The organism is Nostoc sp. NMS4, assembly GCF_017115095.1.
In the GTDB taxonomy this organism is placed as follows: Bacteria; Cyanobacteriota; Cyanobacteriia; order Cyanobacteriales; family Nostocaceae; genus Nostoc.
Map to the genome: position 1 here is coordinate 19,474 of NZ_JABXKI010000076.1, position 25,216 is coordinate 44,689.

A 25,216-nucleotide genomic window follows, 5' to 3' on the forward strand; every position below is an offset into this window, starting at 1 on the left:
GTTAAAATAATTCGTAATTCGTAATGACGCTCCTGCGTCGCTAACGTAATTCGTAATTCCCCTGCCGCCACACAGAGTTAACATAATCTCAGGTCGCCTAGTGGATGCTGAAAATGATTTACCCCTACGACTTTGAAGATGATGACTTTGACTTTGAGGATGAAGATTTCTTGAAAATAAAACCCACCAGCCAAATGACTGAAGGGGAAAAGCTACAGAAGTTTAAGCGGTTCTTCGACAGCAGTAGCCGTGCTATGTTACAAGACTGTCTATTTCGCATCGTCAATTATGAAGATGGTACGGGTACGTTAGAAATTCTTTGCCCTAATGAAGTCGTAAGGCAACGCCTCTGCAAGAAAAAGCGCAAAATTACCAACAACATCAACACCTGCTGGAGCCATATTAGATGGTTTTCGCTATGTGTCCAGCAAGATAGTGAGTTGCATTGCCAGAAGTTTACCCGTAATGGTGACTTGGTTTAGGGGACTGGGGACTGGGAATAAAGAAAGTGTTTTCCCAATGACTAATGACCAATGACAAATGACAAATGACTAATAAAAAATGACAAAAAAACAAAAATTTCCTTACCTAGTTGGTTCTAAGTGGACGGCACAGCAAAAAGTTGATGGCTGGCGGCACTTCCAAGTAGTCAATCGTAAAAATCAGGCTAAGTGGGTTTATGCCGAAATGGTTGCTGCTTGCGATCCGAAAGTCCGTTTTTGGATGAATGCCAAATTATTACAAGATAACTCCCAGTGGCAAGCCGGCTGGCAAACATTACAAGAAATCCACGGACTTGAAACTGAGGTATCCTAATTTATCTCGTTCCCAGTCTCCGACTGGGAATGCCCCTCATTGAGGCTCCGCCTCCTAATATTTGGTAATTTAATAATTTTTTACAAAATCAGATTAACTTACTCTCAAGCAGCAATTAAACGGTTTTGGCAACCGACTGAAAACTGGCAATTTCTCTGCGATACCTTCTCTACGAGACGCTACGCGTAGCTTGCTTCCCGTAGGGGTACGGTGAGCTACGCTAACGCAAACTCCAGTAATATTTCCAGCATCAGACTGCACATACCTCTCTTTACCCCTGACTCTGCACCCCAATGCCTTGAAAACTCGTTGTATTGCCATCAGCTAATTCTATGAAACGCATTCAAAAAAGGCTATTTAATATTTTTGTATTTTGTAACTATTTTTATAAAAATAAGTAATAAAAACTTTTTATAGAGTATTTTTTTAGCTAAATACGACTTTTAAGCTAATTAAAACCAAAATAGACTTAATTAAGTTCTAATTCATCGGATAAAACCGTTTTACAAATTAGGAGCCACTTTCTTTTCTAGGTAATTTGCCCAATAATGACATCAACAGACCTCACGCATCGCCATCTCAGCAGAGGTAAAGGCAAATGTTTGAGCCACAAGTTTGACAAAAAGCTATAAGAGGGAAACAACAGTGAAACTAGCAGTCTACGGAAAAGGTGGTATCGGTAAATCCACAACTAGCTGTAATATATCCGTCGCCCTAGCTAAACGTGGCAAAAAAGTGCTGCAAATTGGTTGCGACCCCAAACATGACAGTACCTTTACCCTGACTGGATTTTTGATTCCGACAATTATCGACACCCTCCAAGAAAAGGACTATCACTACGAAGATGTCTGGCCGGAAGATGTAATTTATAAAGGCTACGGTGGTGTGGATTGCGTAGAAGCTGGTGGCCCGCCTGCGGGTGCTGGATGCGGCGGCTACGTAGTTGGCGAAACCGTGAAATTACTTAAAGAACTCAACGCCTTTGATGAGTACGATGTAATTCTTTTTGACGTTCTCGGTGACGTAGTTTGTGGTGGTTTTGCAGCACCACTCAACTATGCAGATTACTGCCTGATTGTTACAGACAACGGCTTTGACGCTTTATTTGCTGCCAATCGCATTGCTGCTTCAGTCCGCGAAAAAGCCAGAACTCACCCACTGCGTTTAGCTGGGTTAATTGGCAACCGCACCTCCAAACGCGACTTGATTGAAAAATATATAGAAGCTGTCCCCATGCCAGTTCTAGAAGTTTTGCCTTTGATTGAAGATATCCGTGTTTCCCGTGTGAAAGGCAAAACTTTGTTTGAAATGGCAGAGCAAGATCCTTCCCTAGACTACGTTTGCGACTACTATCTCAACATCGCCGATCAAATCTTGGCGCGTCCCGAAGGTGTTGTGCCTAACGACACACCAGATCGGGAGTTGTTCTCTTTGTTATCCGATTTTTATCTAAATCCGGGTAAACCCCAGGTTCCTAATTCAGAAGAGGAACTAGACTTGATGATTGTATAAATCACCAAGTTCTCAGGATGGGGGACAATAACATGGCATTCTTTCACAGCTTTACAGATTCAATAAAGCAAAAGTGGTTGCAATTTTTCCAGAATAATCGAGACTGGATTACCCTTCACATGGAAGTGGAATCGGTCTACACCCCTGATGGCGGGAAGCGACCACCTTCCTACCTCATCCTGGGAGTTCTTAACGCCCTAGAGCCAAAACTAGCGCAGTTAATGTTGCCCTTCGCCAAACTTAATCCTGATGCCGATACGCTGATTGAGGTGCTGGATTTGCATTTTGACCCAGATTTAGCTCTCGGTAATCGCTTCGTCATCAACCCAGATGTAGAGAAATACGTAGAAGAAGCAGCAGCTATCGTTGACGAAAAGCCCGAAGATGAAACATTGACACACGCTCATACAAATGGCTTTGCGTCAGTGGCGGTAGTTGAAGAGTTCACAATGGTGGATTCTGAGGATGAAAGCTTGGGAATCAGCGAGTTGGAAGAAACGGAAAATGGCTTTGGCGATATTTCCTTAACCAACGGACACAACTTAAAAGATGAGTCCTTCCAAATCTCTAGTTTAGAAGCAGATGAGTTTGGGGAAATTGCCTTCGATTCAACAGCCGCAACAGAAGTAAAGCTGGATGAAGACGAGGGGCTAGAAGAAAGTCCAGTAGATGAGAATGCGTTTAAAGACGTGTTATCAGATGTCTGGGGTGATGAAACAGCTTTGCAAAAGGCTGAAGAAAATAATGATTTTTTGGGGGAAGAACTGCCAGCAGGTGTTTTTGATGAATCAGAAATTGCCCGCCTCTTCCCCAACGCTTAATTATTGCTGTTCTTGGCAATTTTAAGTTTTAGATTTGGGGTTTTGGATGAGGAATTAGGGAAATTGTCGTTAGACAAAGGATACTTTTGTAGTCCCAGTCTTCAATCCAAAATTATCAATCTAAAATCTGAAATTGGTTGAACTGCCATTAAATATCAAGGGGAGAAAAAACCAAAATGACTGTCGCTCAACAACCAGAAGCTTTAAGCTTTGAATGTGAAACCGGGAATTACCATACCTTTTGTCCAATTAGCTGCGTGGCGTGGTTATACCAAAAAATTGAAGATAGTTTCTTTTTGGTGATTGGGACAAAAACTTGCGGCTACTTCCTGCAAAATGCGATGGGGGTGATGATTTTTGCTGAACCCCGCTATGCAATGGCAGAGTTGGAAGAGGGCGATATTTCGGCACAGTTGAATGATTATGAAGAGTTAAAGCGGTTGTGTTTGCAAATTAAACGCGATCGCAATCCTAGTGTAATTGTCTGGATTGGCACTTGCACCACCGAAATTATCAAAACAGATTTGGAAGGCTTGGCACCGAAGTTGGAATCTGAAATCGGGATTCCCATCGTTGTAGCGCGGGCAAATGGTCTAGATTACGCCTTCACCCAAGGGGAAGACACAGTATTAGCTGCTATGGCTAACCGTTGTCCTGATAAGGCTCCGGTGGCGGAAACTGAGAAAATTGAACGCAATGCGATCGCTAAATTACTCAACTTTGGTAAAAAGAAAGAAGATGTCGCCCAAGATGAGTCTGAGTACGTAGATCATCCACCCTTAGTTCTCTTTGGTTCTCTTCCAGACCCCGTAGTTACTCAGTTAACCTTGGAACTGAAGAAACAAGGCATTAAAGTTTCCGGCTGGCTACCCGCGAAGCGCTTCACAGAATTGCCAGTACTGGAGGAAGGGTATTATGTCGCTGGTGTCAACCCCTTCCTCAGCCGCACAGCTACCACCTTAATGCGCCGCCGCAAGTGTAAACTCATTGGCGCACCCTTCCCCATTGGCCCCGATGGTACCCGCGCTTGGATTGAGAAAATCTGCTCGGTATTCGGTATTACTCCCAAGGGTTTGGATGAACGGGAAGCACAAATTTGGGCAGGTTTGGAAGATTACGTCAAACTGATTCGCGGTAAGTCTGTATTCTTCATGGGTGATAACTTGCTGGAAGTTTCCCAAGCCAGATTCTTAATCCGTTGTGGGATGACAGTTCACGAAATCGGCATTCCTTACATGGATAAGCGCTATCAAGCTGCTGAATTGGCACTTTTGGAGAAAACTTGCCAGGAAATGAATTCACCTCTGCCAAGGATTGTAGAGAAGCCGGATAATTACAATCAACTTCAGCGAATTTATGCGTTGAAACCAGATTTGGTAATTACTGGTATGGCTCACGCTAATCCGTTGGAAGCACGCGGTATTAATACAAAGTGGTCGGTGGAGTTCACTTTTGCTCAAATTCACGGCTTTACGAATGCGCGTGACATGTTGGAGTTGGTGACTCGTCCGCTACGTCGGAATAATAATTTGAAAGATTTGGGTTGGGATAAGTTGGTGAGAGAAGAAGCGAAGATTTAGATTTGAGTTTGGATTTAGCAACAGCATAATAGTATGTAACGGGCGAACTTTTGGGTTTGCCTTTTTTTTTACGAACCGCAGAGGCGCAGAGAACACAGAGGAATAAAGGATGTTTTAAAAGTGGTTGGCTGTAATTTTAGGCACTTCTAGATCCCCCCTAGCCCCCCTTAAAAAGGGGGGAACCGGAATCAAAGTCCCCCTTTTTAAGGGGGATTTAGGGGGATCTAAAACGTTTTACTACCGACGAGAGGACTTTTAAAACATCCTCTTAAAGAAAACTGGGAACTGGCAAGACAAAATAATCCCTTAGAAAAAATTCAACCATTAGAGTGAATTATGCTTAAAGACATTATAGAAGTTATTCCTCACGATAACTATCAACTCTATTTGAAGTTTGAAGACGGAAAGGAAGGTATTGTTGATGTTAACCAGTTAATCGAATTTACAGGAATTTTTGCACCTTTAAAAGATTTAGCCTATTTTAAAACTGTTAAAATTAACGCTGAATGGGGAACAATTCACTGGGATAATGGCGCAGATTTAGACCCGGATGTTCTTTATTCTGTGGTTACTAACCAATCTATTCCTACATATAGAAATCTGGAAGAATATGAAAAAAGTTGGAGTTAAAATAGAAGCAATTCCAGAAGTTGGTGATTTATTAAAGCCTAGTAATTTTGTTTCAGCAACTAAATTAGATGATGTAGCAGGTTGCTTAAAATATGCAGGAAAACCTAAAACTCTTGAGGATATGGATAATGCAATTCGCCAAGGTGTAGAGGAATCGTGATTTAAAAGTAGAAAACTGGCTCAAACCTGATTAAAAAAGCTAACAAGTTTCTATTCCCTAACTCCAGAACTCACCATGACTCAAAAAACCTATCAACTCCCCCTAACCTTCGAGCAAATTCTTAATCTTGTCCTACAACTTCCCGCACAAGAACAAGAAAAACTTATTCAAGAAATAAAGAAAACCTCTTCAAATAATAAAGATGAAGATTTACTTAGTGTTTTTGACAGAATCGGCAGAAATGCTCAAGCCAAAGGATTAACCGAAGAAACTCTAGAAGAATTACTCGCCGATGAATCATAAACTAATTGTCATTGACACAAATGTTTTACTTAGTGCTGCTCTAAGTCCTAATGGAACAGCCCGTAAAGCCCTAGATAAAGTCTAAAAAGAATTTAAAATTGCTCAAAGTGATGAAACTTATCAAGAATTAAATACACGAATTTATAAACCTAAGTTCGATAAATATATCTCAGATGAAGACCGACAATATTTTTTGGATATAGTTAAAAAATACAGTCAATTTATAGAAATAAAATCTCAAATAAACACCTGTAGAGATCCAGATGACAACAAATTTTTAGAACTTGCTAAAGATGCCAATGCAGAATTTTTAATCACAGGAGATCAAGACCTTTTATCACTCAAGACCCTAGCCGAATATCAAAACCAGATTATTACTCTCAGAGACTTTCTTGACCTTGATTAATTCATCTTTAATCCTGTAATTAGTTCAGATGGAAGGCTGTAACTCTAAAAGTTTAGATGGAATGATGTACATTAATTCTGCGCCGTCTGGTTTAATTTCTGTAGACGGAGTTAATTTAAGCCAGTCATCGAAGCTAATTCCTAGTTGGGCTATGGCTTGTAGTTCTGTTTGGTAAGATTGAAAACGTCGATTGGTTTCAATAATAGCTTCAAGCTTTTCTAATGCTTTATCTAATACTGTTTCTTCTTCTTTTTTAGATGTTACCCATAATAATACTTCTTCTAGTAAATTGCCGTGCAATACCGGAGATGCTATTAGTAATGGTTTCCTACAATAACCAAAATAACCTAAATAACCAAATATTCCAGTAATCACGCCATTGACAGTAATGTAAGAAGCAGAAAGTAACAGAGGGTAGTTTTTGTAAAACTTTTCCTGTTCTTCGTCATCAAGATAAGAAAATACTTTATCAAAATATTTGTTAACGCACTTATTAAGAAATTCTGTACCTTCTTGCAGACAAAGACATGCAGTTGAAATTTCTTTTAATTCCAAGTAGCAACTTACTCTAGCTACGTAGGTTAAAAATATCGATGATAAATATTCATCAGCTACTTCAATATCTTCTTCTAATGCTGTATCAAAGTAGCCAGTATAAGTATGTTGAGCCTCTAAAAACCGATTAATAGCTAAATTCGCCATATTGACACGATTTTCATGTTTAGTCATTGTAAAACCATCACGCGCTAAATCAAGAGCAGCACGAAAATTAGCATAGACAGAAAGGTCAAATTTAAGATTCAGTTTCTTGACATCTTGTTGTACAATTTTAAGGCGCTGTTCAATATCCCCTAAGCGTTTAATTACAACGACAAATCCTATTACTGAAACACCCAAATTAAGAATACTTGCTGCTGAACCAAATTGAGAAAGTATTGTTGATGCTTGAGTTAAATAAGGTACTGTTTCACGTAACATAGCAACTATCTGCTTTGTCCGAAAATCACGAATAACACCTCCAACACGTTCGTAAGCTTTAGTTTTCAAGCCTTCATTAATCCAGTCAGGAATTAAAAATGTTGCTGTAACCGTTTCCATAATTTTCTCTCATTTGCTAAAATTTCAACAGCGTGATGTCTGCTAGCTAGTCACTTCGATTCTCCGCAGCAAATAACCACGCTTTACTCAGTATTCCCAATTTGAGTTCTATTCTGTCTAATAGCGATCGCTATTTTTAAACCAAAAAATGCAGAGCGATCGCAGATACAATCATAAGTAAAAGCAAACAGGTAGAAAATGGCTGAAATTGTCACCCTTGAACTCCCTGAAACACTGGCACAAAAAGCAAAGGAAATCGCGGCTTTCACACATCGGCGACTTGAAGATGTATTACTAGAATGGATTGACCGCGCCATTACCGAACTACCTCTGGAGTCTCTACCAGATGATCAGGTTTTGGCTATGTGCGATATGCAGATGGAAACTCAGCAGCAAGAGGTTTTCAGTGACTTGCAAGCGCGTCACCGAGAGGGACAGCTAAATGATGCAGAAGTTCGTCAACTAGATGAACTAATGCAGGTCTACCGACGTGGCTTAATAAGTAAAGCAAGAGCCTTTAAAGTGGCTGTTGAACGCGGCTTGAAACCAGCCCTCAATTAACAGCAATGGCACGCTTTTACATTTCTGTAGAAATAGAACGTCGTGTCCGCACCGATGCTCGAAACCGATGTGGCTATTGTTTAAGTCCTCAGCGTTTAGTAATGGCACGTTTGGAAATTGAACACATTATTCCCATATCTAAAAATGGTAGCAATGATGAATCAAACTTGTGGCTAGCTTGTCCCTTATGTAATCGCTAAAAAAGTGATAAAACTACAGGAGTTGATCCAGAGATGAGCGAAACAGTAAAGCTATTTAACCCTCGTACTCAAGTCTGGTTTGAGCATTTTTGCTGGAGTGAAGATGGTCTACGTATTGTTGGCAAAACACCGACTGGTAGAGCAACTGTTGCAGTTTTACATTTGAGCGATGATGCAGATGCACTAGAAGTTCGCAGTTATTGGGTACTTGCGGGTTGGCATCCTCCAGAAGATTGAACAAACCGCAGATGAAAGAGCGATCGCCCAAATCTCATCTATGCCAGATACAGTTACAATATGCTGGTAAAGATGCGAAAACTTTCGTACAAGTCATTATGCTAGTTGAACCACCATCTGAAGAAGACGAAACTACCTATCTTCTCAAATCAGAAACTAACAAAAAACATCTACTAAAAGCTTTAGAGAATGTAGAAAAGGGAAACTTAATTTTTGTTAATTTAGATGAATATGAAAAAAATGTCTTTGAGCCACAAACTTATAAAATTAAAGAATCTTGATTATTTTGACTTGTAAATATCATTTTTAATAATAAAGGTGATTGAGTTATGGATATTGTTTTAGTTAAGGCGATCGCTATTTTTAAGAAATTAAATCAACTAATAGCGAAATCTGTATATTTACGCACAGAGGGTAACTGAAAACCCAAAACAATATCTTCTTTGGGGACACCTAATTCAACCAATTCATTAGCAATTCCTACCTCTGTCCCATCTTGCTGAATCCAGATTTTCTCGCCAATAATATCTAGATGCAGAACAGGTCCATATATGCGGTCTTGCTCGTGCCAACCTACATAAACTAATTGATAATGATCGTGTTCTGTATCAAAAATTGTCTGTGCTTGAATGCGATTATCCCAAACAATACTAGCGTGTTGTTGAAGTAAATTCTTAATATATTGCCGATATTCGTCTAGCTTTGCCATTGGTCTATTGCCTCCTGTTCAATATTATAAATTAGTAAACAGAGTTGATTAATTTGAATAACAGATTGGATCAATGGAAGTATAAAAAACTCATTGTAAACAGTACTAGGAACCGCTAAATATAAAGTCCGATTAGCTTCTTTTTTTTGTAAAGCAATTCGGTAAATGATAAATTGTCCTAATGCAGCATAAAGCTCTGTGATTTTTGACGGACTTAGAAAACTTTTAATTTCAACAGCTATTTTTTGTCCTTGTTTTTCGGCTGCAATAACTTTTTCTGCTCCTAAATCAATATATAGCTCAAGTGTTCCCGCCTGGATGGTATAAGGATCGTGAGTGATTAACCAGCCATCTTTCTCAAGTGCTGTTTTGACAACTGTATGAAAAGCATCTTTAGCAGACACAGGTTTAATTCCAATTTATGGCGGTGCTTGATTTAAGAATTTCCATTTTGTTAATACATTAACAACCTAGCGAAACTTTTTTTAACTAAATTTAATATAGTTCTGTTTCTTCTCGCCTGTCTAATTATTCCAGATGCAGAGGAAAAGAGGATTGAATGAACCGCAGATGAAAGAGCGATCGCACCATCCCCCACCAACTTCGATAAAATCACTATGGTGCTAGTTAAACCTCCCGAAATCTAATGAAAAGCGATATCTCCCTTTCCCAACTTTCCCCTCAACGTCCTGAACTACTCGCGCCGGCAGGTAATTGGGACTGTGCTAAAGCTGCTGTGGAAAATGGGGCAGATGCGATTTACTTCGGTTTGGATCGGTTTAACGCCAGAATGCGGGCAGAAAATTTTACTGAGGCGGACTTACCCCAATTGATGACATTCCTGCACCTTCGGGGCGTAAAAGGTTATGTCACCGTCAACACACTAATATTTCCCAAAGAACTGGCAGAAGCGCAACAATATCTCCGCACAATTATTGCAGCTGGTGTGGATGCAGCGATCGTTCAAGATATTGGTATATGCCGTCTCATCCGTCAACTTTCCCCCGATTTTCCCATTCATGCTTCTACGCAAATGACAATTACCAGTGCGGCTGGGGTGGAATTTGCCAAATCTCTTGGCTGTCAATTGGTGGTACTGGCGCGTGAATGTTCTCTCAAAGAAATCAATAAAATACAGCAGCAGATTGCCCTACAAGAAACGTCGCTGCCCTTGGAAGTTTTTGTTCACGGTGCTTTGTGCGTGGCATATTCCGGTCAGTGTTTGACTAGTGAGGCTTTAGGCGGACGTTCTGCTAACCGAGGTGAATGTGCCCAAGCTTGCCGGATGCCCTACGATTTAATCGCTGATGGGAAAGTTGTAAATTTAAAAGAGCGCAAATATTTACTCAGTCCTCAAGACCTAGCAGGATTAGATGTTTTGCCCGATTTGGTGAAATCAGGAGTAACCTGTCTCAAAATTGAAGGTCGCCTGAAAGCTCCAGAGTATGTTGCTAATGTTACCCGTGTTTATCGGCAAGCTTTGGATAGTGTAATGACGGAGATCCCCCCTAGCCCCCCTTCAAAAGGAGGGAACATAGCCCCCCTTTTGAAGGGGGGTTGGGGGGATCTTCCACTTAATCAACAACCGACAAAAGACCAAGAACATTACAACCTAGAAATGGCATTTTCTCGCGGACTGTACACGGGCTGGTTTGGCGGGATTAATAATCAAGAACTAGTTCACGCCCGCTTTGGTAAAAAACGTGGGGTTTATTTAGGTGAAGTTACCCGCATCCACAACGAAGAGATAACAGTCAAATTGGAAGCACCTGTAAAGCCAGGGGATGGAATTGTATTTGACTGCGGTCATCCAGAGGCGAAGGAAGAAGGCGGGCGAGTTTATGGGGTGGTTTCCAGAGGTAAGGAAAGTGTGCTGACCTTTGGTAGAAATGACCTGAACTTGCGCCGAGTGCATATAGGCGATCGCATTTGGAAAACCAGCGATCCAGAACTCGATAAGCAACTACGTCAGAGTTTTGCTGGTGAAACCCCCAAATTTCAACGTCCGATTGATGTAGAAATTTATGGAGAGGTTGGTCAGGCATTAATTGCGATCGCCCGCGATCAACTCGGTAATATTGTACAGGTAGAATCTGCAATTTCACTGGTGGAGGCGCACACCAAACCCTTAGATACAGAGCGTTTACAAGAACAATTCGGTCGTCTAGGTAACACACCTTTCTGTCTGGGAACGCTAATCAACCATCTCATCGGTGCGATCGTGTTACCCGTAAGTGAATTAAACCGGATGCGACGGGAAATAGTTGCACAGTTGGAAGAATTGCGGAGTCAACCCAAACGTTGGCAATTACATTCTGATGCTTCTTTCCAAGACTTACTTCCCTCCTCATCCCCCACCCTGCGGGAAGCTAAAGCTACATCCCCCTCACTCATCGTTCTAGTACGAAATCTCAAGCAACTTCAAGCAGCACTCCAAGCGGGAATCCAAACACTTTACTGTGAATTTGAAGACCCCCGCGCCTATCGAGAAGCGGTGCAAATGGTGCGCCAGCAACAGCAAAAAAACAAATCAGATAATTTTTCGCTTTTAACTCCTAACTCCCAACTTCCCACAATTTGGGTTGCACCACCCCGAATTACTAAACCGGGGGAAAATTGGATTTTGCAGCAAGTCCGTGCCTGTGAAGCAGATGGCTATCTGATACGGAACTATGACCAATTGCAATTCTTTGCAGCAGACCGTTGTATTGGAGATTTTTCGCTCAACGTTGCTAATCCCTTAACAGCAGATTACTTTCAGCAACACTTTAATTTAGAACGGCTGACGGCATCTTATGACCTAAATATTATCCAACTGCAAGACCTGCTCACCAGTTGCCCACCCCAGTGGTTTGAGGTGACAATTCATCAGCATATACCGATGTTCCACATGGAGCATTGTGTATTTTGTGCCTTTTTATCCACGGGTACAAATTATACTAACTGTGGACGACCTTGTGAAAAGCAGGAAGTTAAATTGCGCGATCGCGTTGGTAGCGAACACGTCCTCAAAGCTGATGTAGCTTGTCGCAATACTGTATTTAACGGCACTGCTCAAACCGGAGCCGAGTACGTACAGCGCCTTATAGAACTGGGATTACGTCAGTTTCGCATCGAGTTTATCAATGAAACCCCAGAGCAAGTGAGTAAAACAATACATTGTTATAGTCAATTATTGCAAGGTGAAATTACAGGTTCTCAACTATGGCGCGAGTTGAAACTGCAAAATCAATTGGGCGTAACTCGTGGTCCTATGGGAGTGTCAGCACTGCGGTCATAATTGATTTTCTGAACGCCCAGCTTGAAAAATTTGTTCAGCAGTCAAGTTTAATTCTGGGAATGTAGGGGATATGATGCGTTGTTTACCGCCGTAGGCATCGCTTCCCCGAAACAGGTTAACTTGATACTCACCATCCACCAAATAGTAAACGGAAATAGTCGGTTGTTTGGGATTACCTATATACCTTCTACCCCCCAAAGCTAAATAGTCAACAATCCAATATTCAGGAACGCCAAAAGTTTCTTAGTCAACCAGCTTGGATGCATAATCATCCCTCCAATTAGTGCTGACGACTTCAATGGTTGTAAGGAGTTAAGACTAGTGCGATTAACCACAAATAAATCTGTATTTAGATTAGTAGGAATTTGGACATTTCTTTTACTTCTAATTTGTAAAGGGATTTTACCTCAACCTGAATGTACCCCTGTTATAGGCTTGGAATTAGCTGAGGCTGGCGGAGCGATCGCAATTAGCAAAGCTCAAAATAAGCAGGTTCCAAATAAAGCTAAGGAAAGATATTGTTCTTTTTATCCACTCAATTTGGTTTGTGGCCCGCAAGGTCAATCTTCAGTTCTTTATAATTACAAGTTTCACCAAATAGTACATTACAGGAGGTCTGGTTATCCCGACAAATTTGTAACTCATCATTATCGAAGTTGGCGACCTGCACCGGGGGCAATTAGAAGTTTAGCTAATAAATCTCCAGGTCGTAATTTTGGTGGTGGTTATCCTCCCACTGGTGATTATGTAACGTGGATTCGTTTAAATGATGGCGATGGTAATAATCAAACTCGTGGAGTCGTTTATGAATACTCAACTGGCGACACTATGACATGGGATGATTATGCAAATTCTTCTAACAATAATGTTGAGGGAGAATGGATTAGCGATATAGTTCGTGCTGATACAATACCAGATAATTCATCCACTCGTGATAAGAATAGTCGTTAAGCAGACGTATTAAGGTGCGTTAGCCTACGGCATAACACACCCTACTGGCGTGACAAGACTAAAATGTTGCAATAAATTTATTAATCTCCCAATATGGGGGTAAACGTCAGCGATCGCTTTATTTGGTGTCCAGCCACAGAGCGATCGCATTCCAACACTCACAATCATACTGCCTAAATAGGACAATCGGATAATAGGATAAACCACTAAATCAACATAGCCTAAAAAGCTGTGCAAAAATTAAGCGGTTGTAAGCTGTGCAAGGTTGATGAGTGAAAAGAAGGAATTACGAGGCTATGTTTCTCCAGAGTTAAACCGATTGTTTCGGGCTGTGGTAGCTCTCAAAGATAAAAACCTCAGCGATACGATCGCTGAGGCTCTAGAAGACTGGCTCAATAAACCTGAAAACCAGGAGCTAATTAAAAAGCATAATTTGGGTAAATAAATGGAAGAAATTCAAAAGTCCGGTAGTTCTTTAAGAATTGTGAACCGGATATGATTTATCGCTAAATCACCGATGGGAATATCTTCTTTGGTTAGCCGCGCACCTTGACTTGTCACAGTTTCAAAGGTTATGCCTTTGCCAATTTCAATGTGATACCAGCATAAGCCCATAAAAAAGCGCGTCGGATAAGGCCCACCTTCACCTATATCATCAGGATTTGATTCCATTGGCAACCAGCCAAAATTTGGGACGTAGAATTCCAACCAAACATGATTAAAGTCGGGTTGTAGCGGTACTCCTATGAAGTCACTATGGGGAGGACATTTGTACCTGCCTACGGTGCGGCAGGGGATGCCATTTAAACGAGATAGGGCAAGTAAAACGCCCACATATTCGCCACAGGAACCAACGCCCCGCTCTAAAACTGTATCTGGTGTGTCAATGTAAGGTTTAATACCGTAGGATAACTCATCATAAACGTAGTTGCGGATGCTGTGCATTTTCCGTAACACATTGGTTTCAGAACCAATCGCTTCTCTGGCGGCACGGCGAACAATGGTAGTATCCATTGCTAAATCGTCGTCGTCCACTAGGTAGCGTGTTTGTAATTCTGGGGAAAGTTCAGGTATATTTTCCACATCTCTGGGTGTGATGCGATACTTAATGCCTCGAACTTCCAAAAGTGCTTTCCAGCCAAATATATGCCGTTCTCCTGGTGCAAGAGAATCAAATTTAAAGACTGCTACACGTTGCCCCTCTATCACTTCTTCGGTAAAAGGCATACCAATGGGTTCAACGTGTTTCACCTTTTGACGCTCAGTTTCCGATGGTAGGGCGATGCGCCATTCCACATCAGGTAAATAAACCTCGTCTAAGGGGGCAATTTCCTCAGCATAAGACATTTCAATGAGATAGCCGTTAGAGAGGGCGTAACGCTTATCTGGATCGTAATGATAATACAGAGGATGAATAAAAGTGCGATCGCGGAATGTTAGCTCATGACTCGGATCGGCATTGGGATTATCCCGGATATAAGGCTCCTCTGAGGCGTAGGCGACATAAATACTTTCTTTGCCTGTTTCGTCATTTTTATGGATTGCGATGCCTGTAGGACATTCAAAGGGTGTCAGGACGCTAAATTGCAGTTCTCCCGTGGCTCTATCCATCGCATAAACTGATTGTTCAGTGCGATCGCAAATCCATAGCATTTCTTGGTTGACTGCCAAATTCTCTATGCCAACTCCGGGGGCATAAAATCTGGTAATCTCTTTTCGCGTTTCGCGGTCAAAAACCAGAATGTAGCCCAGCCTTTGACAGCTGACATAAACTGTTGTTTCACAAACAGCAACGCCATCAGCCGGATAAGGCAATGTTACAAAATGTTCCAGACCCAAAGCATTCAGCTTGCACAAGTAAACACTATTTTCTCGGCTCACCCACAGGGTATCATCCCACGCCGCTAAACCAGTGACATCGGTAAATTCTTCAACTTGATGGGGATTGAGAATTTTACTGTTGTCAGAGATGGGATCGATTTCCAGTAGATGCCCTTTAATACTGTCAATAGCAATCAGTCTATCTTTAATGAAAGTAATGCCACACAGGGTAGCAGCAGTAAGCGGTCGAATTGTTTTTTGCCCAAACATCTGGCTAACGGTCAAAGTGGGGAGTGCAAAACTCATAAAACCTTGTGGTAAGTGTAAAAAACCCTCACCTTTAGGTAGGGGAGTGAAACATGACGCAAGCGGTTTTACCGCCGTCACACCAATCGCTTGATATGGAAAATCCTAGTCGAGCAATGGCTCCCCCCATCGGGGTGGATAAAGAGTGCTGAGTTAAAAGACTGCCCACAATGGGCATTGCTCTTACCAAGTACATCAACTTAGTGGTTCTCGATCGCCACGTTTACGGCGAGATACTAATAATTATCGGTACAATGTGTTCCGAAAAACTCTTTCGTGAGAAATAATACTATGTCAAAACAGGGGGAATTTACAAATGTTAAGAATTACGTATACACTCATACGACTGGGCGATCGCCTTAATGTATCTTTAGAAGATGGAATTCCTGGCATCACTCAATTATGATCGAATTTTGTAACCATTTGCTGTGACCTACACGATGTCTGCTAATTCTCTGCCTGAAGGTGCCGCCGTTTGGCATAGTTTAGAAGTTGATAAAGCGCTAGACCTGCTTGATAGTAACGCAGAGAGCGGCTTAACACCCCAAGAAATTGAACAGAGATTACAAAAATACGGCCCTAACGAACTTGAAGAAACTGCTGGCCGTAGTGCTTGGGAAATTCTGCTGGATCAGTTCAAGAACATTATGTTGTTGATGCTGATTGGCGTGGCTCTCATTTCCGGGTTTTTAGACCTGATGGCTTTGCGGGAGGGTAGATTAAAGCCCGGTGAAGTGCCATTTAAAGATACGATCGCAATTTTAGCAATTGTCATCCTCAATGGCATACTCGGCTACGTCCAAGAAAGCCGTGCCGAAAAAGCCTTGGCAGCTTTGAAAAAAATGACTTCTCCCTTAGTGCGGGCGATCCGCGACGGTAGACAGGTGGAGATAGCAGCTAAGGAACTAGTTCCAGGGGATGTAATGCTGCTGGAAGCTGGAATGCAGATAGCCGCAGATGGACGCTTGCTGGAACAGTCGAATTTACAAGTGCGTGAGTCGGCATTGACTGGTGAAGCCGAAGCGGTGAATAAACAGGCATCACTAAAATTGCCGGAGGACACATCATTAGGCGATCGCCTCAATGTCGTCTTTCAAGGAACTGAAGTAGTCCAAGGACGAGGCAAGGTTCTGGTGACTAACACCGGCATGACTACAGAACTGGGTAAAATTGCGGCAATGTTACAGGCGGTGGAAAGTGAACCTACGCCTTTACAGCAGCGCATGACGCAACTGGGTAATGTCCTAGTTACGGGTTCTTTAATTCTGGTTGCGATCGTTGTGATCGGCGGTGTAATTAAAGACGGAGGTTTTAAAAACATCCAAGAACTCTTGGAAGTCTCCTTGAGTATGGCTGTTGCTGTGGTTCCAGAAGGTTTACCAGCTGTAATTACCGTCACCTTGGCACTGGGAACCCAGCGCATGGTACGCCAAAATGCCTTGATTCGTAAATTGCCAGCAGTGGAAACCTTGGGTTCTGTAACTACCATCTGTTCTGATAAAACCGGGACACTGACTCAAAATAAAATGGTGGTGCAATCGATTTCCACCAATAACAAAACTTTTCGCGTCACTGGCGAAGGTTATGTTCCCACAGGAGACTTTCAGTTAAATGGTCAAAAAATTTCCCTAGAGGAGTCTCCAGAAATCTTGGCGTTATCTGTCGCCTGTGCTGTTTGTAATGATTCAGTATTACAAAAAGAACAAGGTGAATGGGCAATTTTGGGAGATCCGACAGAGGGAGCATTGTTAACACTGGCGGGGAAAGCCGGAATCGAAAAAGACCAGTGGAACAGTAAGTTACCTCGCGTTGCAGAGTTCCCCTTTTCCTCAGAACGGAAGCGGATGAGCGTGATTTCTCAGGTGCAGGGAGTCGCCACGGGTGAAGCATCTTCGAGAGGTATTGACCCGGCGATCGCGGGTTTTCTCGAATCGGAACCTTATTTAATGTTTACCAAAGGTTCTCCAGAGTTAACCTTGGCACGTTGCACTCAAATTCATTTGGGTAATTATACAGGGAATTTGACCGAAGAACAACGCCAGAAAATTTTGGCAGAAAATGACCAAATGGCAAGTAAAGGTCTAAGGGTGCTAGGTTTTGCCTACAAACCTTTGTTAGAGATTCCACCGGAAGGTTCAGATGAGACATCCGAGCAAAATTTAGTCTGGCTGGGATTGGTGGGAATGCTAGATGCACCACGCCCAGAAGTCAGGGCAGCTGTGCAAGAATGCCGAGAAGCAGGTATTCGCCCAGTGATGATTACTGGCGACCACCAATTAACAGCACGAGCGATCGCTACCGATTTGGGAATTGCTCAAGAAGGCGATCGCGTTCTCACAGGTCAAGAATTGCAACGAATGACTGACCAGGAATTAGAGCAAAACGTTGACCTCGTGAGCATCTATGCCAGAGTTTCCCCAGAACACAAACTGCGAATTGTCCAAGCACTGCAACGCCGGGGTCGATTTGTGGCAATGACAGGCGATGGTGTCAACGATGCCCCAGCCCTGAAACAAGCTGATATCGGTATTGCAATGGGCATTACTGGCACTGATGTTAGTAAAGAAGCCAGTGACATGGTGTTACTTGATGATAACTTTGCCACCATTGTCAGCGCCACCAAGGAGGGTAGAGTGGTTTACACCAATATCCGCCGCTTTATTAAATACATCCTCGGCAGTAACATTGGTGAAGTTCTGACAATTGCCGCCGCACCGATAATTGGCTTGGGAGGCGTTCCCCTGACTCCATTACAAATTTTGTGGATGAACTTAGTTACAGACGGTTTACCAGCCTTAGCGTTAGCTGTGGAACCTCCAGAACCCGATGTCATGCAACGTCCGCCCTTTAGTCCCCGCGAAAGTATTTTCGCTAGAGGATTGGGTTCTTATATGATTCGTATTGGGATAATATTTGCGATTATCACCATTGCCTTAATGTGGTGGGCTTATCAACATACCCATGCTGCTGGGTATCAAGGCGATCCTGAAACTTGGAAAACAATGGTATTTACAACCTTGTGTATTGCCCAAATGGGTCATGCGATCGCTATTCGCTCCAATAACCGACTGACCATTGAGATGAATCCCTTCTCCAATATCTTTGTATTAGCGGCTGTTGTCGTCACCACGATTTTGCAGTTGATGCTAGTTTACGTCCCACCCCTGCGAGATTTCTTTGGTACTCACTACCTGAATATGCAGGAATTAGGGGTTTGTATTGGCTTCAGTGCCTTAATGTTTATCTGGATTGAAGCGGAGAAAATATTTCTGCGGATTATGGGCAAGAAGGCTGTCTAAATTGGGCATAGGGCATGGGGCATTGGGAAGAGGACAAGGGGACAAGGGGGACAAGGTAGCAATCTTTCTCCCTTGTCTTCCCCCTCTCCCTTGTCTCCCTTATCTCTCCAATGCCCAATCCCCAATTCCCAATGCCCAATTATCACCATGTACCTGAAAACTCTAAACCTCCGACAATTTCGGAATTATCAAGACCAAAATGTTGAATTTACTGCTGCCAAAACAATTTTGGTTGGTAATAACGCTCAGGGAAAGTCAAATTTGTTGGAGGCGGTGGAGTTGTTGGCGACATTGCGATCGCACCGTATGACCCGCGATCGCGATTTAGTTCAAGAAGGGTCAGCCATAGCCCAAATTAATGCCACCCTTGAGCGACAAACAGGTGTTAGCGATCTCACCTTAACCCTGCGCCGCAATGGTCGCCGCAGTGTTGCTCTCAACGGTGAATCTATCCGCCGTCAAATGGACTTTCTCGGCGTTCTCAATGCAGTCCAATTTTCTAGCTTAGATTTAGAACTAGTACGCGGCGGCCCGGAAGGTCGCCGCAACTGGTTAGATACACTATTAATTCAACTTGAACCAGTTTATGCTCACATTTTGCAGCAGTATAACCATGTGTTACGCCAGCGCAATGCCTTTTTAAAACGCCATGTTGAGACGTTAGATGCAACATCTTTACACTCAGAACTGGCGGTGTGGGATGCACAGCTAGCTACAACAGGAACTAGAGTAATTAGAAGACGCGATCGCGCCATTCAAAGATTAGCTCCTATTGCTAGTGCTTGGCACGCCAGTATTAGCGGCAGTACAGAAGTTCTACAAATTAAATATGTATCTAATATTCCTTTAGAGGATAACCAGCCAGAAGAAGTACAGCAAGCTTTTTTAGCAAAAATTCAGCAGCGAGCCATTGCTGAAATGCACCAAGGTACTACCCTGGTCGGTCCCCATCGAGACGAAATAGAATTGACTATTAATCAGACACCCGCTCGTCAATACGGTTCTCAAGGTCAACAACGAACGCTAGTTTTAGCTTTAAAATTAGCCGAATTACAATTAATTGAAGAAGTTGTCAAAGAGTCACCATTACTATTACTTGATGATGTTCTTGCCGAACTAGATTTATCCCGTCAAAATCAATTGCTTGATGCCATTCAAGACCGCTTTCAAACCCTAATTACTACCACTCACTTGGGTTCTTTTGATTCCCAGTGGTTGAAGTCCTCGCAAATTATTTTTGTGAAAGCAGGAGAATTAACAATCCAAAATTAAAGACATTTTCAGCCAGGGTTTAAATCCCTGTCTGAAATGTCTAAAATGTTTGAATTTTGAATTTTGACTTCTGAATTCTGACTTCTGACTTCTCATTTAAGTTTTTCGTGAGCAGCCAAAATAATTTTTTCGGTTTCTTCCCAGTTAATACATTTATCAGTTACAGAAACACCATATTTTAGTTCTTCTTTTTTACCAGTAATTGGTTGACTACCTTCATACAAATTTGATTCCAGCATCATGCCAACAATTGATGTATTACCATCAACTATTTGCTCAATAATATTTTCTAAGACAGCACCTTGTAATTTGTAATCTTTATTAGTATTGCCGTGGCTACAGTCAATTACAATTCTCGGTGGTAAATTTGTCTGTTTTAATTTTTCTTCTACCAGTTTGACATTTGCTGGATCGAAGTTGGGTTGACTACCACCCCTTAAAATTACGTGACCGTAGCCATTACCTTTAGTTTGAAAGACGCTGACTTGTCCGTTTTGATTAATTCCCAGAAAATTATGTGGGTTTCTAGCTGATTGTAGGGCATTCAAAGCTACTTGAATATTGCCATCAGTACCGTTTTTAAAACCTACAGGCATCGAAAGCCCACTTGCCATTTCGCGGTGAGTTTGTGATTCGGTTGTCCGCGCTCCAATAGCAGACCATGTAATCAGTTCACTGATATATTGAGGGATGATTGGATCTAGAGCTTCTGTGCCAGCAGGTAATCCCAACTCTGTAATTTTTAATAGTAGATCCCGTGCAATTAATAAACCATTCTCGACATGGAAAGAATCATCCATCTCTGGATCGTTAATTAACCCTTTCCAGCCTACGGTTGTTCTTGGTTTTTCAAAATACACTCGCATAATTAGTAGTAGGTTATCCTTGACTCGCTCGGACAATATTTTCAATCTCTCAGAATATTCGAGCGCCGCTTTTGGGTCATGGATTGAGCATGGGCCAACTACTATAAATTTCCTGCGATCCTTAAAATCAAGGATATCTTCTATTTCCTGTCTATATGCTAAAACTCTTTGTTCGGTTAATTGTGTTAAAGGTAATTTTGATTTGACTTCATTGGGAGTTAATAAAATGCGATCGTTCTCAATGTTAGCGTTGTCGATATCACCATTAAATAATTTGTTGTGCATGGGGATGCTCTGGCAATTTTATAGACGCACTTCAACTCAAAAGTGTAACACAAACCTATGATATTTTAAAATAGCTTATTTTATGCTTGACAAATTTCTAATTAGACTGTAGATGAGTAAGATAATAATTGAAAAAGGGGAAAATATTTCTCCCCTTTTCTTTGCTATTGGACTACTGAATTATCAGTAGTCTATATCACAATACAGTTCAGTTAGCGCCAAAAACATTAAACTCTGTAGGTTTGGTTGAGGAACTAAACCAAACATTTCCGGGGCTTTGTTGGGTTGCGCTTTGCTTAACCCAAACTACAATTTTTCTTAATCAAACTGTATTGGTGCATATAGCAGATTCAAGGAAAGCGAGGTATAAAAGCTAAGTCTGTTACCCAGGTATAAAGCGTGTTTTACTCCTGAATTCTGAATTCTGTATTCTGTATTTTGCTGTATCATTACTGCCATACAAACACTTTGGCTTCGTATGGACCCAAGTCAATTATGATGCCATCGTCACCAGATTCAACATCATAATTGCCTGTCCACTCGTGCCATGTACCAGCACTAGGAAAGTTAGGAACATGATAACCTTCTAGGAAGTTTTCTGAGAAATTTGCAATTACAACTACACGAGAACCTTCATCATTCCAACGAGTATAAGCTAATACTTTTGCCTCTGCATTTTCGTGGATAAAATCAATATTTTCCGTGTAGAGAGCATGATTACTTTTACGCAGATTGGTTAAGCCTTTGTATGAATCAAATAAACTACGATTTAAATCATTCCCTAACAGCGTCCAATCGATTTTGGATGATTCAGGTTGTTTAGGTTTATACTCGCCAAATTCTTCTCCCATCCAAATCAAAGGCACACCAACAGCAGTCATGAGAATCGCTACTCCTAATTTAGCCCGCCGAAAGGCTTCTTCGTTAAAAATCTCACGGTTTCCTAGTTCAACCATGACATGATTATGGTCGTGGTTGGTGAGATAATTTACCACATTGGTAGCACCTAAAAAGCCTTGGCGCTTGCAGTCAATTACATCTTTGAGACGCTCTAAATCAAATGTATCACCGCAAATGTGTTCTAAAATACAGTGATAAAAACTGTCATGCCAGCAACCATCCATTGGCCCGTCTACATTGGTAATACTGGTAGTTTCAGGAATGTGTTCGGCAACATTGTAAAAAGGTTTCATGCTAGCAGTTCTTTTGGCTTCCTGAACAATCCAGTGCATGAAATCGTAGTTGGCAATTTGCCGCGCTGCATCATAGCGAATACCATCAAGATGATATTCTGATATCCAAAAACGGATTGCCTCACTAATAAATTTCCAGGCTGGCTTAATATCTAATTTTTCATCATAATGTTCGTAATTAAACTCAGGCCCCCAGTTATTATCAGGATCGCGGGGTTCGTGGTGATACCAATAATCGTGGTCAATTTGTGTTAAAGGGGCAGATGCTTCTGAGTGGTTATAAATACCGTCAAGAATTACACGAATGCCTCTACCGTGACACTCATCAATCAATTTTTTTAACTCAGCAGTGGAACCATAACTAGATTCTGTTGCGAAGAAATGGCGGGGATTATAACCCCAACTATAATCACCAGGATATTCTTTAAGTGGCATCAACTCAATAGCGTTGATTCCTAGTTCACACAAATAATCTAACTTTTCAATGACGTGTTTGTACTTACCTCGTGCATAAGGATCGTCCTCACCACCAGAAAAGTCTCCAACGTGTAATTCATAAATTACTAATTCGTGGTCAGCAGGTAAAGGTTTATCATCATGTTGCCAAATATAAGTATCGGTAATCCTTTGCCCATCTTTGATTCGGATCACACCATCATCTTTTCCACTTTGTTCATCTATATCAGTTGCATAAGGGTCTGTAACATCAACCCATTGTTCTGGTTCAAAAAACCATGAATTTGATTGAACGCGGAATTTATATTTATAAACGCCGTCTTCTAATTCAACACTTGTGCGAAAATAACCATCATCACCTCTTTGCATTGGAATTTCTTGCCAATCAGAAAAAGAACCAATTAATGCGGCTCCTTTGTTGTAAGGTGCAAATAAATTAAATTCAATTGGCTTCGCCATAGAAGTGTTTGTAATCTCAAGGGTTGATAGAAATATTCTCTAATGCTCAATTGAATTTGCAAATAGCTCTAGAGAAATAATTAGATCGGTAGTGCTTCTATCTTCAGGAATAATTTTTGAATGATTTATGAAACCTGAATTATGTTTCGAGAAATCGATAGTTTTTTATTAAATAAGGACTTAGGTACTCATGACGAAAAACTTAAACACTTAAAGCTTTGCAAATTGTTATTTTCGGTAAAAAATAGGATATTTTTACCAAATACATGCTGATACAATTACTCTATTTTGCCGTTAGTTTGTTGAAGATAACTTAACAACCAATTTGCCGCCGTCGCTCTGCGAGTTTGTCGAGGTCCAAATTCACCAATTTTGTAACCTTTGAAACCGAGCTTCTCTTTGAGCATTTGTTTATTTTCAGTCGGAATAGAACGAGTTAACTTGACTGTTGCAGGGCGAGATTCAATGAAATTTGGTGGTTCTGGGTATTCATTCTGCCATTCTGGTGCAACTTGGCTAGTATCCCATTGTGCAGTTGAGGAGTCATAGCGATAGCCTAAATAATGCCATAGCAATTGATTAACTGTGGCATCATCAAGTTTTTCGTCAATAATTGACCAAATTGTTTCTGTATTAAGTGGTGGCAGGTTAGACATAAATAATTCAAAATTACAAGTTGAAAAACTGATTACTGATTAAAATACAGCAGTTTTGTGGACAACTGTTAGCAATTTTATTGCGATCGCCTGACAAATTTTCTATGGTTTTGCGATCGCACACGTAACGGAGGCATCACCAACCCCAGTATTGCTAGATGTAGACTGGGCTATGAGTTCAATTTTTCCGGTTGCTGTGCGAATAAATCCGGTTGCTTCGATGATGGGGGGATTTGGGTTCTGGGCGATGGGTTTACCTTGCCGTTTAAATTCAGAGATATCACGAATGTCGTTCCAGGGGCTATCACTTGCTACCGATTCATTTGGGTTCAACGGCAACCCTCCTCGTCCTGTTGCCACAAAACTACTGCCTTGAGCATTGCACCCTGTAGCAATTTGTTGGCTAGGATCTACGAAATTTACAGGTAGTTGCACGACTCCAGAACTGGGATCGACACCGAGATTATTAATCTGCACTGTCCCATTCATCCCAAATTTTGAACTGGCGGTAATGTCACTGTTGGGCGTGTTTTGGGGCTGAAACTGGAGTCCAAAGATACCCTGAGAAGTAATGCGGATCTTACCGCCGTTCCCGGTAAACGCATTGGCGCGAATATCACTGTCCTCTGACAGCACGCCAATGATGAACCCATTGGGGATATTAATCGTAATGTTGCCACCATCGCCTCCCGCTTGAGCCGTACCTGCGGTAGTCGAAATCAAGCTATTATGCCGTAGCAACAAGAGATCGCTTACATCTAGGTTAATATTGCCCCCTTGAGTGCTGGCAGTTTCGGCAGTAAATGACGCGCTCCGATCGAGGGTGACTTGATTAGCTGTAACCGAGATATTCCCACCTGCACCACTACCTAAACTCCCCACTGCGATCGCAGCATCATCCTGAAATAAAGCCGTTTTTGCTGCCACGGTGATGTTACCACCCTTGCCCGTAGAACCCGCAGTTGTCGTGGCAAATAGTCCAGTACCAGCACCATTAAGAGTGAGTTGGTCAGTCCGAAATGTAATATCCCCTGCGGCTCCACTGCTAGAAGTATTAGAAGATACCCGCGCTCCCTGGCTCAAGTTGACGCTATTGGCAGCAATGGTGAGGTTGCCGGCGTTGCCACTGCCAGAGGTGGAAGCAGATAGTTCCACCCCATTGTTAAGGGTTAGTTGCCCAGTGGTAAGGTTGATATTCCCACCTGCACCACTACCTAAACTCCCCACTGCGATCGCAGCATCATCCTGAAATAAAGCCGTTTTTGCTGCCACGGTGATGTTACCACCCTTGCCCGTAGAACCCGCAGTTGTCGTGGCAAATAGTCCAGTACCAGCACCA

Annotated in this window: 28 protein-coding genes and 2 pseudogenes; 18 read left to right on the forward strand and 12 right to left on the reverse strand. The window is 41.9% G+C overall.

Going from position 1 to position 25,216, the window contains the following annotated elements; genetic code table 11:
- Positions 1-113: 113 nt before the first annotated feature.
- The gene (locus HWQ37_RS04300; protein WP_292744224.1) at positions 114-482 is read left to right on the forward strand and encodes a hypothetical protein; all 369 of its coding nucleotides are present in this window, start codon (positions 114-116) and stop codon (positions 480-482) included.
- A gap of 79 nt (positions 483-561) precedes the next feature.
- Positions 562-816: a TIGR02450 family Trp-rich protein gene (locus tag HWQ37_RS04305; protein WP_292744227.1), complete on the forward strand. Its 255-nt coding sequence runs from the start codon at positions 562-564 to the stop codon at positions 814-816.
- Between the two features lie 93 nt (positions 817-909).
- On the opposite strand, the gene HWQ37_RS04310 is transcribed toward HWQ37_RS04305, so the two are convergent.
- A complete protein-coding gene (locus tag HWQ37_RS04310) occupies positions 910-1,137 on the reverse strand; it encodes a hypothetical protein (protein WP_292744230.1) in 228 nt (75 codons plus the stop codon).
- A 324-nt stretch (positions 1,138-1,461) separates the two neighbouring features.
- On the opposite strand from HWQ37_RS04310, the gene bchL reads away from it, so the two are divergent.
- The 7 genes from bchL (at position 1,462) to HWQ37_RS04345 (ending at position 6,228) form a co-directional block, all read left to right on the forward strand.
- The gene (gene bchL, locus HWQ37_RS04315) at positions 1,462-2,328 is read left to right on the forward strand and encodes a ferredoxin:protochlorophyllide reductase (ATP-dependent) iron-sulfur ATP-binding protein (protein ID WP_012410753.1); all 867 of its coding nucleotides are present in this window, start codon (positions 1,462-1,464) and stop codon (positions 2,326-2,328) included.
- 32 nt (positions 2,329-2,360) lie between these two features.
- Positions 2,361-3,149 carry a DUF5331 domain-containing protein gene (locus HWQ37_RS04320; protein WP_292744233.1) on the forward strand — a complete coding sequence of 263 codons (789 nt, stop codon included), beginning with the start codon at positions 2,361-2,363 and terminating at the stop codon, positions 3,147-3,149.
- Between the two features lie 176 nt (positions 3,150-3,325).
- A complete protein-coding gene (locus HWQ37_RS04325; protein ID WP_292744236.1) occupies positions 3,326-4,729 on the forward strand; it encodes a ferredoxin:protochlorophyllide reductase (ATP-dependent) subunit N in 1,404 nt (467 codons plus the stop codon).
- Between the two features lie 336 nt (positions 4,730-5,065).
- Positions 5,066-5,359: a DUF2442 domain-containing protein gene (locus HWQ37_RS04330; protein ID WP_292744240.1), complete on the forward strand. Its 294-nt coding sequence runs from the start codon at positions 5,066-5,068 to the stop codon at positions 5,357-5,359.
- Entirely contained in the window at positions 5,340-5,519 is a 180-nt protein-coding gene (locus tag HWQ37_RS04335; protein ID WP_465249664.1) for a hypothetical protein, read from the forward strand. Before HWQ37_RS04330 ends, HWQ37_RS04335 begins: the two co-directional genes overlap by 20 nt.
- 75 nt (positions 5,520-5,594) lie before the next feature.
- Entirely contained in the window at positions 5,595-5,822 is a 228-nt protein-coding gene (locus tag HWQ37_RS04340) for a hypothetical protein (RefSeq protein WP_292744246.1), read from the forward strand.
- Positions 5,823-5,919: 97 nt separating this feature from the next.
- Entirely contained in the window at positions 5,920-6,228 is a 309-nt protein-coding gene (locus HWQ37_RS04345; protein ID WP_292744313.1) for a putative toxin-antitoxin system toxin component, PIN family, read from the forward strand.
- A 24-nt stretch (positions 6,229-6,252) separates the two neighbouring features.
- On the opposite strand, the gene HWQ37_RS04350 is transcribed toward HWQ37_RS04345, so the two are convergent.
- Together HWQ37_RS04350 and HWQ37_RS04355 are read right to left on the reverse strand one after the other, a co-directional pair.
- Entirely contained in the window at positions 6,253-7,326 is a 1,074-nt protein-coding gene (locus HWQ37_RS04350) for a hypothetical protein (protein ID WP_292744248.1), read from the reverse strand.
- 83 nt (positions 7,327-7,409) lie between these two features.
- A complete protein-coding gene (locus HWQ37_RS04355; RefSeq protein ID WP_292744250.1) occupies positions 7,410-7,541 on the reverse strand; it encodes a hypothetical protein in 132 nt (43 codons plus the stop codon).
- On the opposite strand from HWQ37_RS04355, the gene HWQ37_RS04360 reads away from it, so the two are divergent.
- The 4 genes from HWQ37_RS04360 to HWQ37_RS04375 are packed head-to-tail and all read left to right on the forward strand — an operon-like array spanning position 7,525 to position 8,605.
- Positions 7,525-7,887 (forward strand): hypothetical protein, encoded by a 363-nt coding sequence (locus HWQ37_RS04360; RefSeq protein WP_292744252.1) that lies wholly within the window; start codon positions 7,525-7,527, stop codon positions 7,885-7,887. The genes HWQ37_RS04355 and HWQ37_RS04360 overlap by 17 nt on opposite strands.
- 5 nt (positions 7,888-7,892) lie before the next feature.
- Positions 7,893-8,087, forward strand: coding sequence for an HNH endonuclease (locus HWQ37_RS04365; RefSeq protein WP_292744255.1), 195 nt, complete (start codon positions 7,893-7,895; stop codon positions 8,085-8,087).
- Between the two features lie 33 nt (positions 8,088-8,120).
- Positions 8,121-8,324, forward strand: coding sequence for a hypothetical protein (locus tag HWQ37_RS04370; protein WP_292744258.1), 204 nt, complete (start codon positions 8,121-8,123; stop codon positions 8,322-8,324).
- Positions 8,321-8,605, forward strand: coding sequence for a type II toxin-antitoxin system Phd/YefM family antitoxin (locus HWQ37_RS04375; RefSeq protein ID WP_292744261.1), 285 nt, complete (start codon positions 8,321-8,323; stop codon positions 8,603-8,605). The genes HWQ37_RS04370 and HWQ37_RS04375 overlap by 4 nt, the downstream gene beginning before the upstream one ends.
- Before the next feature lie 95 nt (positions 8,606-8,700).
- Here HWQ37_RS04375 and HWQ37_RS04380 read toward each other — a convergent pair whose 3' ends face one another.
- Both HWQ37_RS04380 and HWQ37_RS04385 read right to left on the reverse strand, forming a co-directional pair.
- Complete coding sequence (locus tag HWQ37_RS04380) at positions 8,701-9,033, reverse strand: XisI protein (protein ID WP_292744264.1); 333 nt, start codon at positions 9,031-9,033, stop codon at positions 8,701-8,703.
- Complete coding sequence (locus HWQ37_RS04385) at positions 9,021-9,437, reverse strand: element excision factor XisH family protein (protein ID WP_292744266.1); 417 nt, start codon at positions 9,435-9,437, stop codon at positions 9,021-9,023. The genes HWQ37_RS04380 and HWQ37_RS04385 overlap by 13 nt, the downstream gene beginning before the upstream one ends.
- A gap of 242 nt (positions 9,438-9,679) precedes the next feature.
- Between HWQ37_RS04385 and HWQ37_RS04390 the strand changes: the two genes are divergently transcribed.
- A complete protein-coding gene (locus HWQ37_RS04390) occupies positions 9,680-12,313 on the forward strand; it encodes a U32 family peptidase (protein ID WP_292744269.1) in 2,634 nt (877 codons plus the stop codon).
- Here HWQ37_RS04390 and HWQ37_RS04395 read toward each other — a convergent pair.
- Positions 12,308-12,613, reverse strand: a pseudogene (locus tag HWQ37_RS04395) (Uma2 family endonuclease); the annotation flags it as partial. The gene HWQ37_RS04390 and the pseudogene HWQ37_RS04395 sit on opposite strands and share 6 nt — an antisense overlap.
- 21 nt (positions 12,614-12,634) lie before the next feature.
- On the opposite strand from HWQ37_RS04395, the gene HWQ37_RS04400 reads away from it, so the two are divergent.
- Positions 12,635-13,264 carry a hypothetical protein gene (locus HWQ37_RS04400; RefSeq protein ID WP_292744271.1) on the forward strand — a complete coding sequence of 210 codons (630 nt, stop codon included), beginning with the start codon at positions 12,635-12,637 and terminating at the stop codon, positions 13,262-13,264.
- Between the two features lie 24 nt (positions 13,265-13,288).
- On the opposite strand, the gene HWQ37_RS04405 is transcribed toward HWQ37_RS04400, so the two are convergent.
- Positions 13,289-13,501, reverse strand: coding sequence for a hypothetical protein (locus tag HWQ37_RS04405; protein ID WP_292744274.1), 213 nt, complete (start codon positions 13,499-13,501; stop codon positions 13,289-13,291).
- A gap of 31 nt (positions 13,502-13,532) precedes the next feature.
- On the opposite strand from HWQ37_RS04405, the gene HWQ37_RS04410 reads away from it, so the two are divergent.
- Positions 13,533-13,709 carry a hypothetical protein gene (locus HWQ37_RS04410; RefSeq protein ID WP_181373885.1) on the forward strand — a complete coding sequence of 59 codons (177 nt, stop codon included), beginning with the start codon at positions 13,533-13,535 and terminating at the stop codon, positions 13,707-13,709.
- An 11-nt stretch (positions 13,710-13,720) separates the two neighbouring features.
- Here HWQ37_RS04410 and HWQ37_RS04415 read toward each other — a convergent pair whose 3' ends face one another.
- Entirely contained in the window at positions 13,721-15,391 is a 1,671-nt protein-coding gene (locus HWQ37_RS04415; protein ID WP_292744281.1) for a transglutaminase-like domain-containing protein, read from the reverse strand.
- 440 nt (positions 15,392-15,831) lie between these two features.
- Between HWQ37_RS04415 and HWQ37_RS04420 the strand changes: the two genes are divergently transcribed.
- Positions 15,832-18,690, forward strand: a complete 2,859-nt coding sequence (locus tag HWQ37_RS04420; protein ID WP_292744315.1) for a cation-translocating P-type ATPase — start codon at positions 15,832-15,834, stop codon at positions 18,688-18,690.
- Positions 18,691-18,837: 147 nt separating this feature from the next.
- The gene (gene recF, locus HWQ37_RS04425; RefSeq protein ID WP_292744284.1) at positions 18,838-19,962 is read left to right on the forward strand and encodes a DNA replication/repair protein RecF; all 1,125 of its coding nucleotides are present in this window, start codon (positions 18,838-18,840) and stop codon (positions 19,960-19,962) included.
- A gap of 92 nt (positions 19,963-20,054) precedes the next feature.
- On the opposite strand, the gene HWQ37_RS04430 is transcribed toward recF, so the two are convergent.
- The 4 genes and pseudogenes from HWQ37_RS04430 to HWQ37_RS04445 form a co-directional block, all read right to left on the reverse strand.
- Positions 20,055-21,113 carry a 3-deoxy-7-phosphoheptulonate synthase gene (locus HWQ37_RS04430; protein ID WP_292744287.1) on the reverse strand — a complete coding sequence of 353 codons (1,059 nt, stop codon included), beginning with the start codon at positions 21,111-21,113 and terminating at the stop codon, positions 20,055-20,057.
- 449 nt (positions 21,114-21,562) lie between these two features.
- Entirely contained in the window at positions 21,563-23,221 is a 1,659-nt protein-coding gene (locus HWQ37_RS04435) for an alpha-amylase family glycosyl hydrolase (protein ID WP_292744290.1), read from the reverse strand.
- Positions 23,222-23,499: 278 nt separating this feature from the next.
- Complete coding sequence (locus tag HWQ37_RS04440; RefSeq protein ID WP_292744293.1) at positions 23,500-23,877, reverse strand: DUF1823 family protein; 378 nt, start codon at positions 23,875-23,877, stop codon at positions 23,500-23,502.
- 102 nt (positions 23,878-23,979) lie between these two features.
- Positions 23,980-25,216, reverse strand: a pseudogene (locus tag HWQ37_RS04445) (hypothetical protein); the annotation flags it as partial.

Coding starts and splice junctions, on each gene's coding strand:
- HWQ37_RS04420 (WP_292744315.1), top strand. CDS start 15,832: ATGTCTGCTAATTCTCTGCCTGAAGGTGCCGCCGTTTGGCATAGTTTA.
- HWQ37_RS04440 (WP_292744293.1), bottom strand. CDS start 23,877: ATGTCTAACCTGCCACCACTTAATACAGAAACAATTTGGTCAATTATT.
- HWQ37_RS04305 (WP_292744227.1), top strand. CDS start 562: ATGACAAAAAAACAAAAATTTCCTTACCTAGTTGGTTCTAAGTGGACG.
- HWQ37_RS04390 (WP_292744269.1), top strand. CDS start 9,680: ATGAAAAGCGATATCTCCCTTTCCCAACTTTCCCCTCAACGTCCTGAA.
- HWQ37_RS04340 (WP_292744246.1), top strand. CDS start 5,595: ATGACTCAAAAAACCTATCAACTCCCCCTAACCTTCGAGCAAATTCTT.
- HWQ37_RS04380 (WP_292744264.1), bottom strand. CDS start 9,033: ATGGCAAAGCTAGACGAATATCGGCAATATATTAAGAATTTACTTCAA.
- HWQ37_RS04330 (WP_292744240.1), top strand. CDS start 5,066: ATGCTTAAAGACATTATAGAAGTTATTCCTCACGATAACTATCAACTC.
- HWQ37_RS04350 (WP_292744248.1), bottom strand. CDS start 7,326: ATGGAAACGGTTACAGCAACATTTTTAATTCCTGACTGGATTAATGAA.
- HWQ37_RS04310 (WP_292744230.1), bottom strand. CDS start 1,137: ATGGCAATACAACGAGTTTTCAAGGCATTGGGGTGCAGAGTCAGGGGT.
- HWQ37_RS04370 (WP_292744258.1), top strand. CDS start 8,121: ATGAGCGAAACAGTAAAGCTATTTAACCCTCGTACTCAAGTCTGGTTT.
- HWQ37_RS04365 (WP_292744255.1), top strand. CDS start 7,893: ATGGCACGCTTTTACATTTCTGTAGAAATAGAACGTCGTGTCCGCACC.
- HWQ37_RS04360 (WP_292744252.1), top strand. CDS start 7,525: ATGGCTGAAATTGTCACCCTTGAACTCCCTGAAACACTGGCACAAAAA.
- recF (WP_292744284.1), top strand. CDS start 18,838: ATGTACCTGAAAACTCTAAACCTCCGACAATTTCGGAATTATCAAGAC.
- HWQ37_RS04435 (WP_292744290.1), bottom strand. CDS start 23,221: ATGGCGAAGCCAATTGAATTTAATTTATTTGCACCTTACAACAAAGGA.
- HWQ37_RS04300 (WP_292744224.1), top strand. CDS start 114: ATGATTTACCCCTACGACTTTGAAGATGATGACTTTGACTTTGAGGAT.
- HWQ37_RS04410 (WP_181373885.1), top strand. CDS start 13,533: ATGAGTGAAAAGAAGGAATTACGAGGCTATGTTTCTCCAGAGTTAAAC.
- HWQ37_RS04325 (WP_292744236.1), top strand. CDS start 3,326: ATGACTGTCGCTCAACAACCAGAAGCTTTAAGCTTTGAATGTGAAACC.
- HWQ37_RS04320 (WP_292744233.1), top strand. CDS start 2,361: ATGGCATTCTTTCACAGCTTTACAGATTCAATAAAGCAAAAGTGGTTG.
- HWQ37_RS04430 (WP_292744287.1), bottom strand. CDS start 21,113: ATGCACAACAAATTATTTAATGGTGATATCGACAACGCTAACATTGAG.
- HWQ37_RS04335 (WP_465249664.1), top strand. CDS start 5,340: ATGAAAAAAGTTGGAGTTAAAATAGAAGCAATTCCAGAAGTTGGTGAT.
- HWQ37_RS04415 (WP_292744281.1), bottom strand. CDS start 15,391: ATGAGTTTTGCACTCCCCACTTTGACCGTTAGCCAGATGTTTGGGCAA.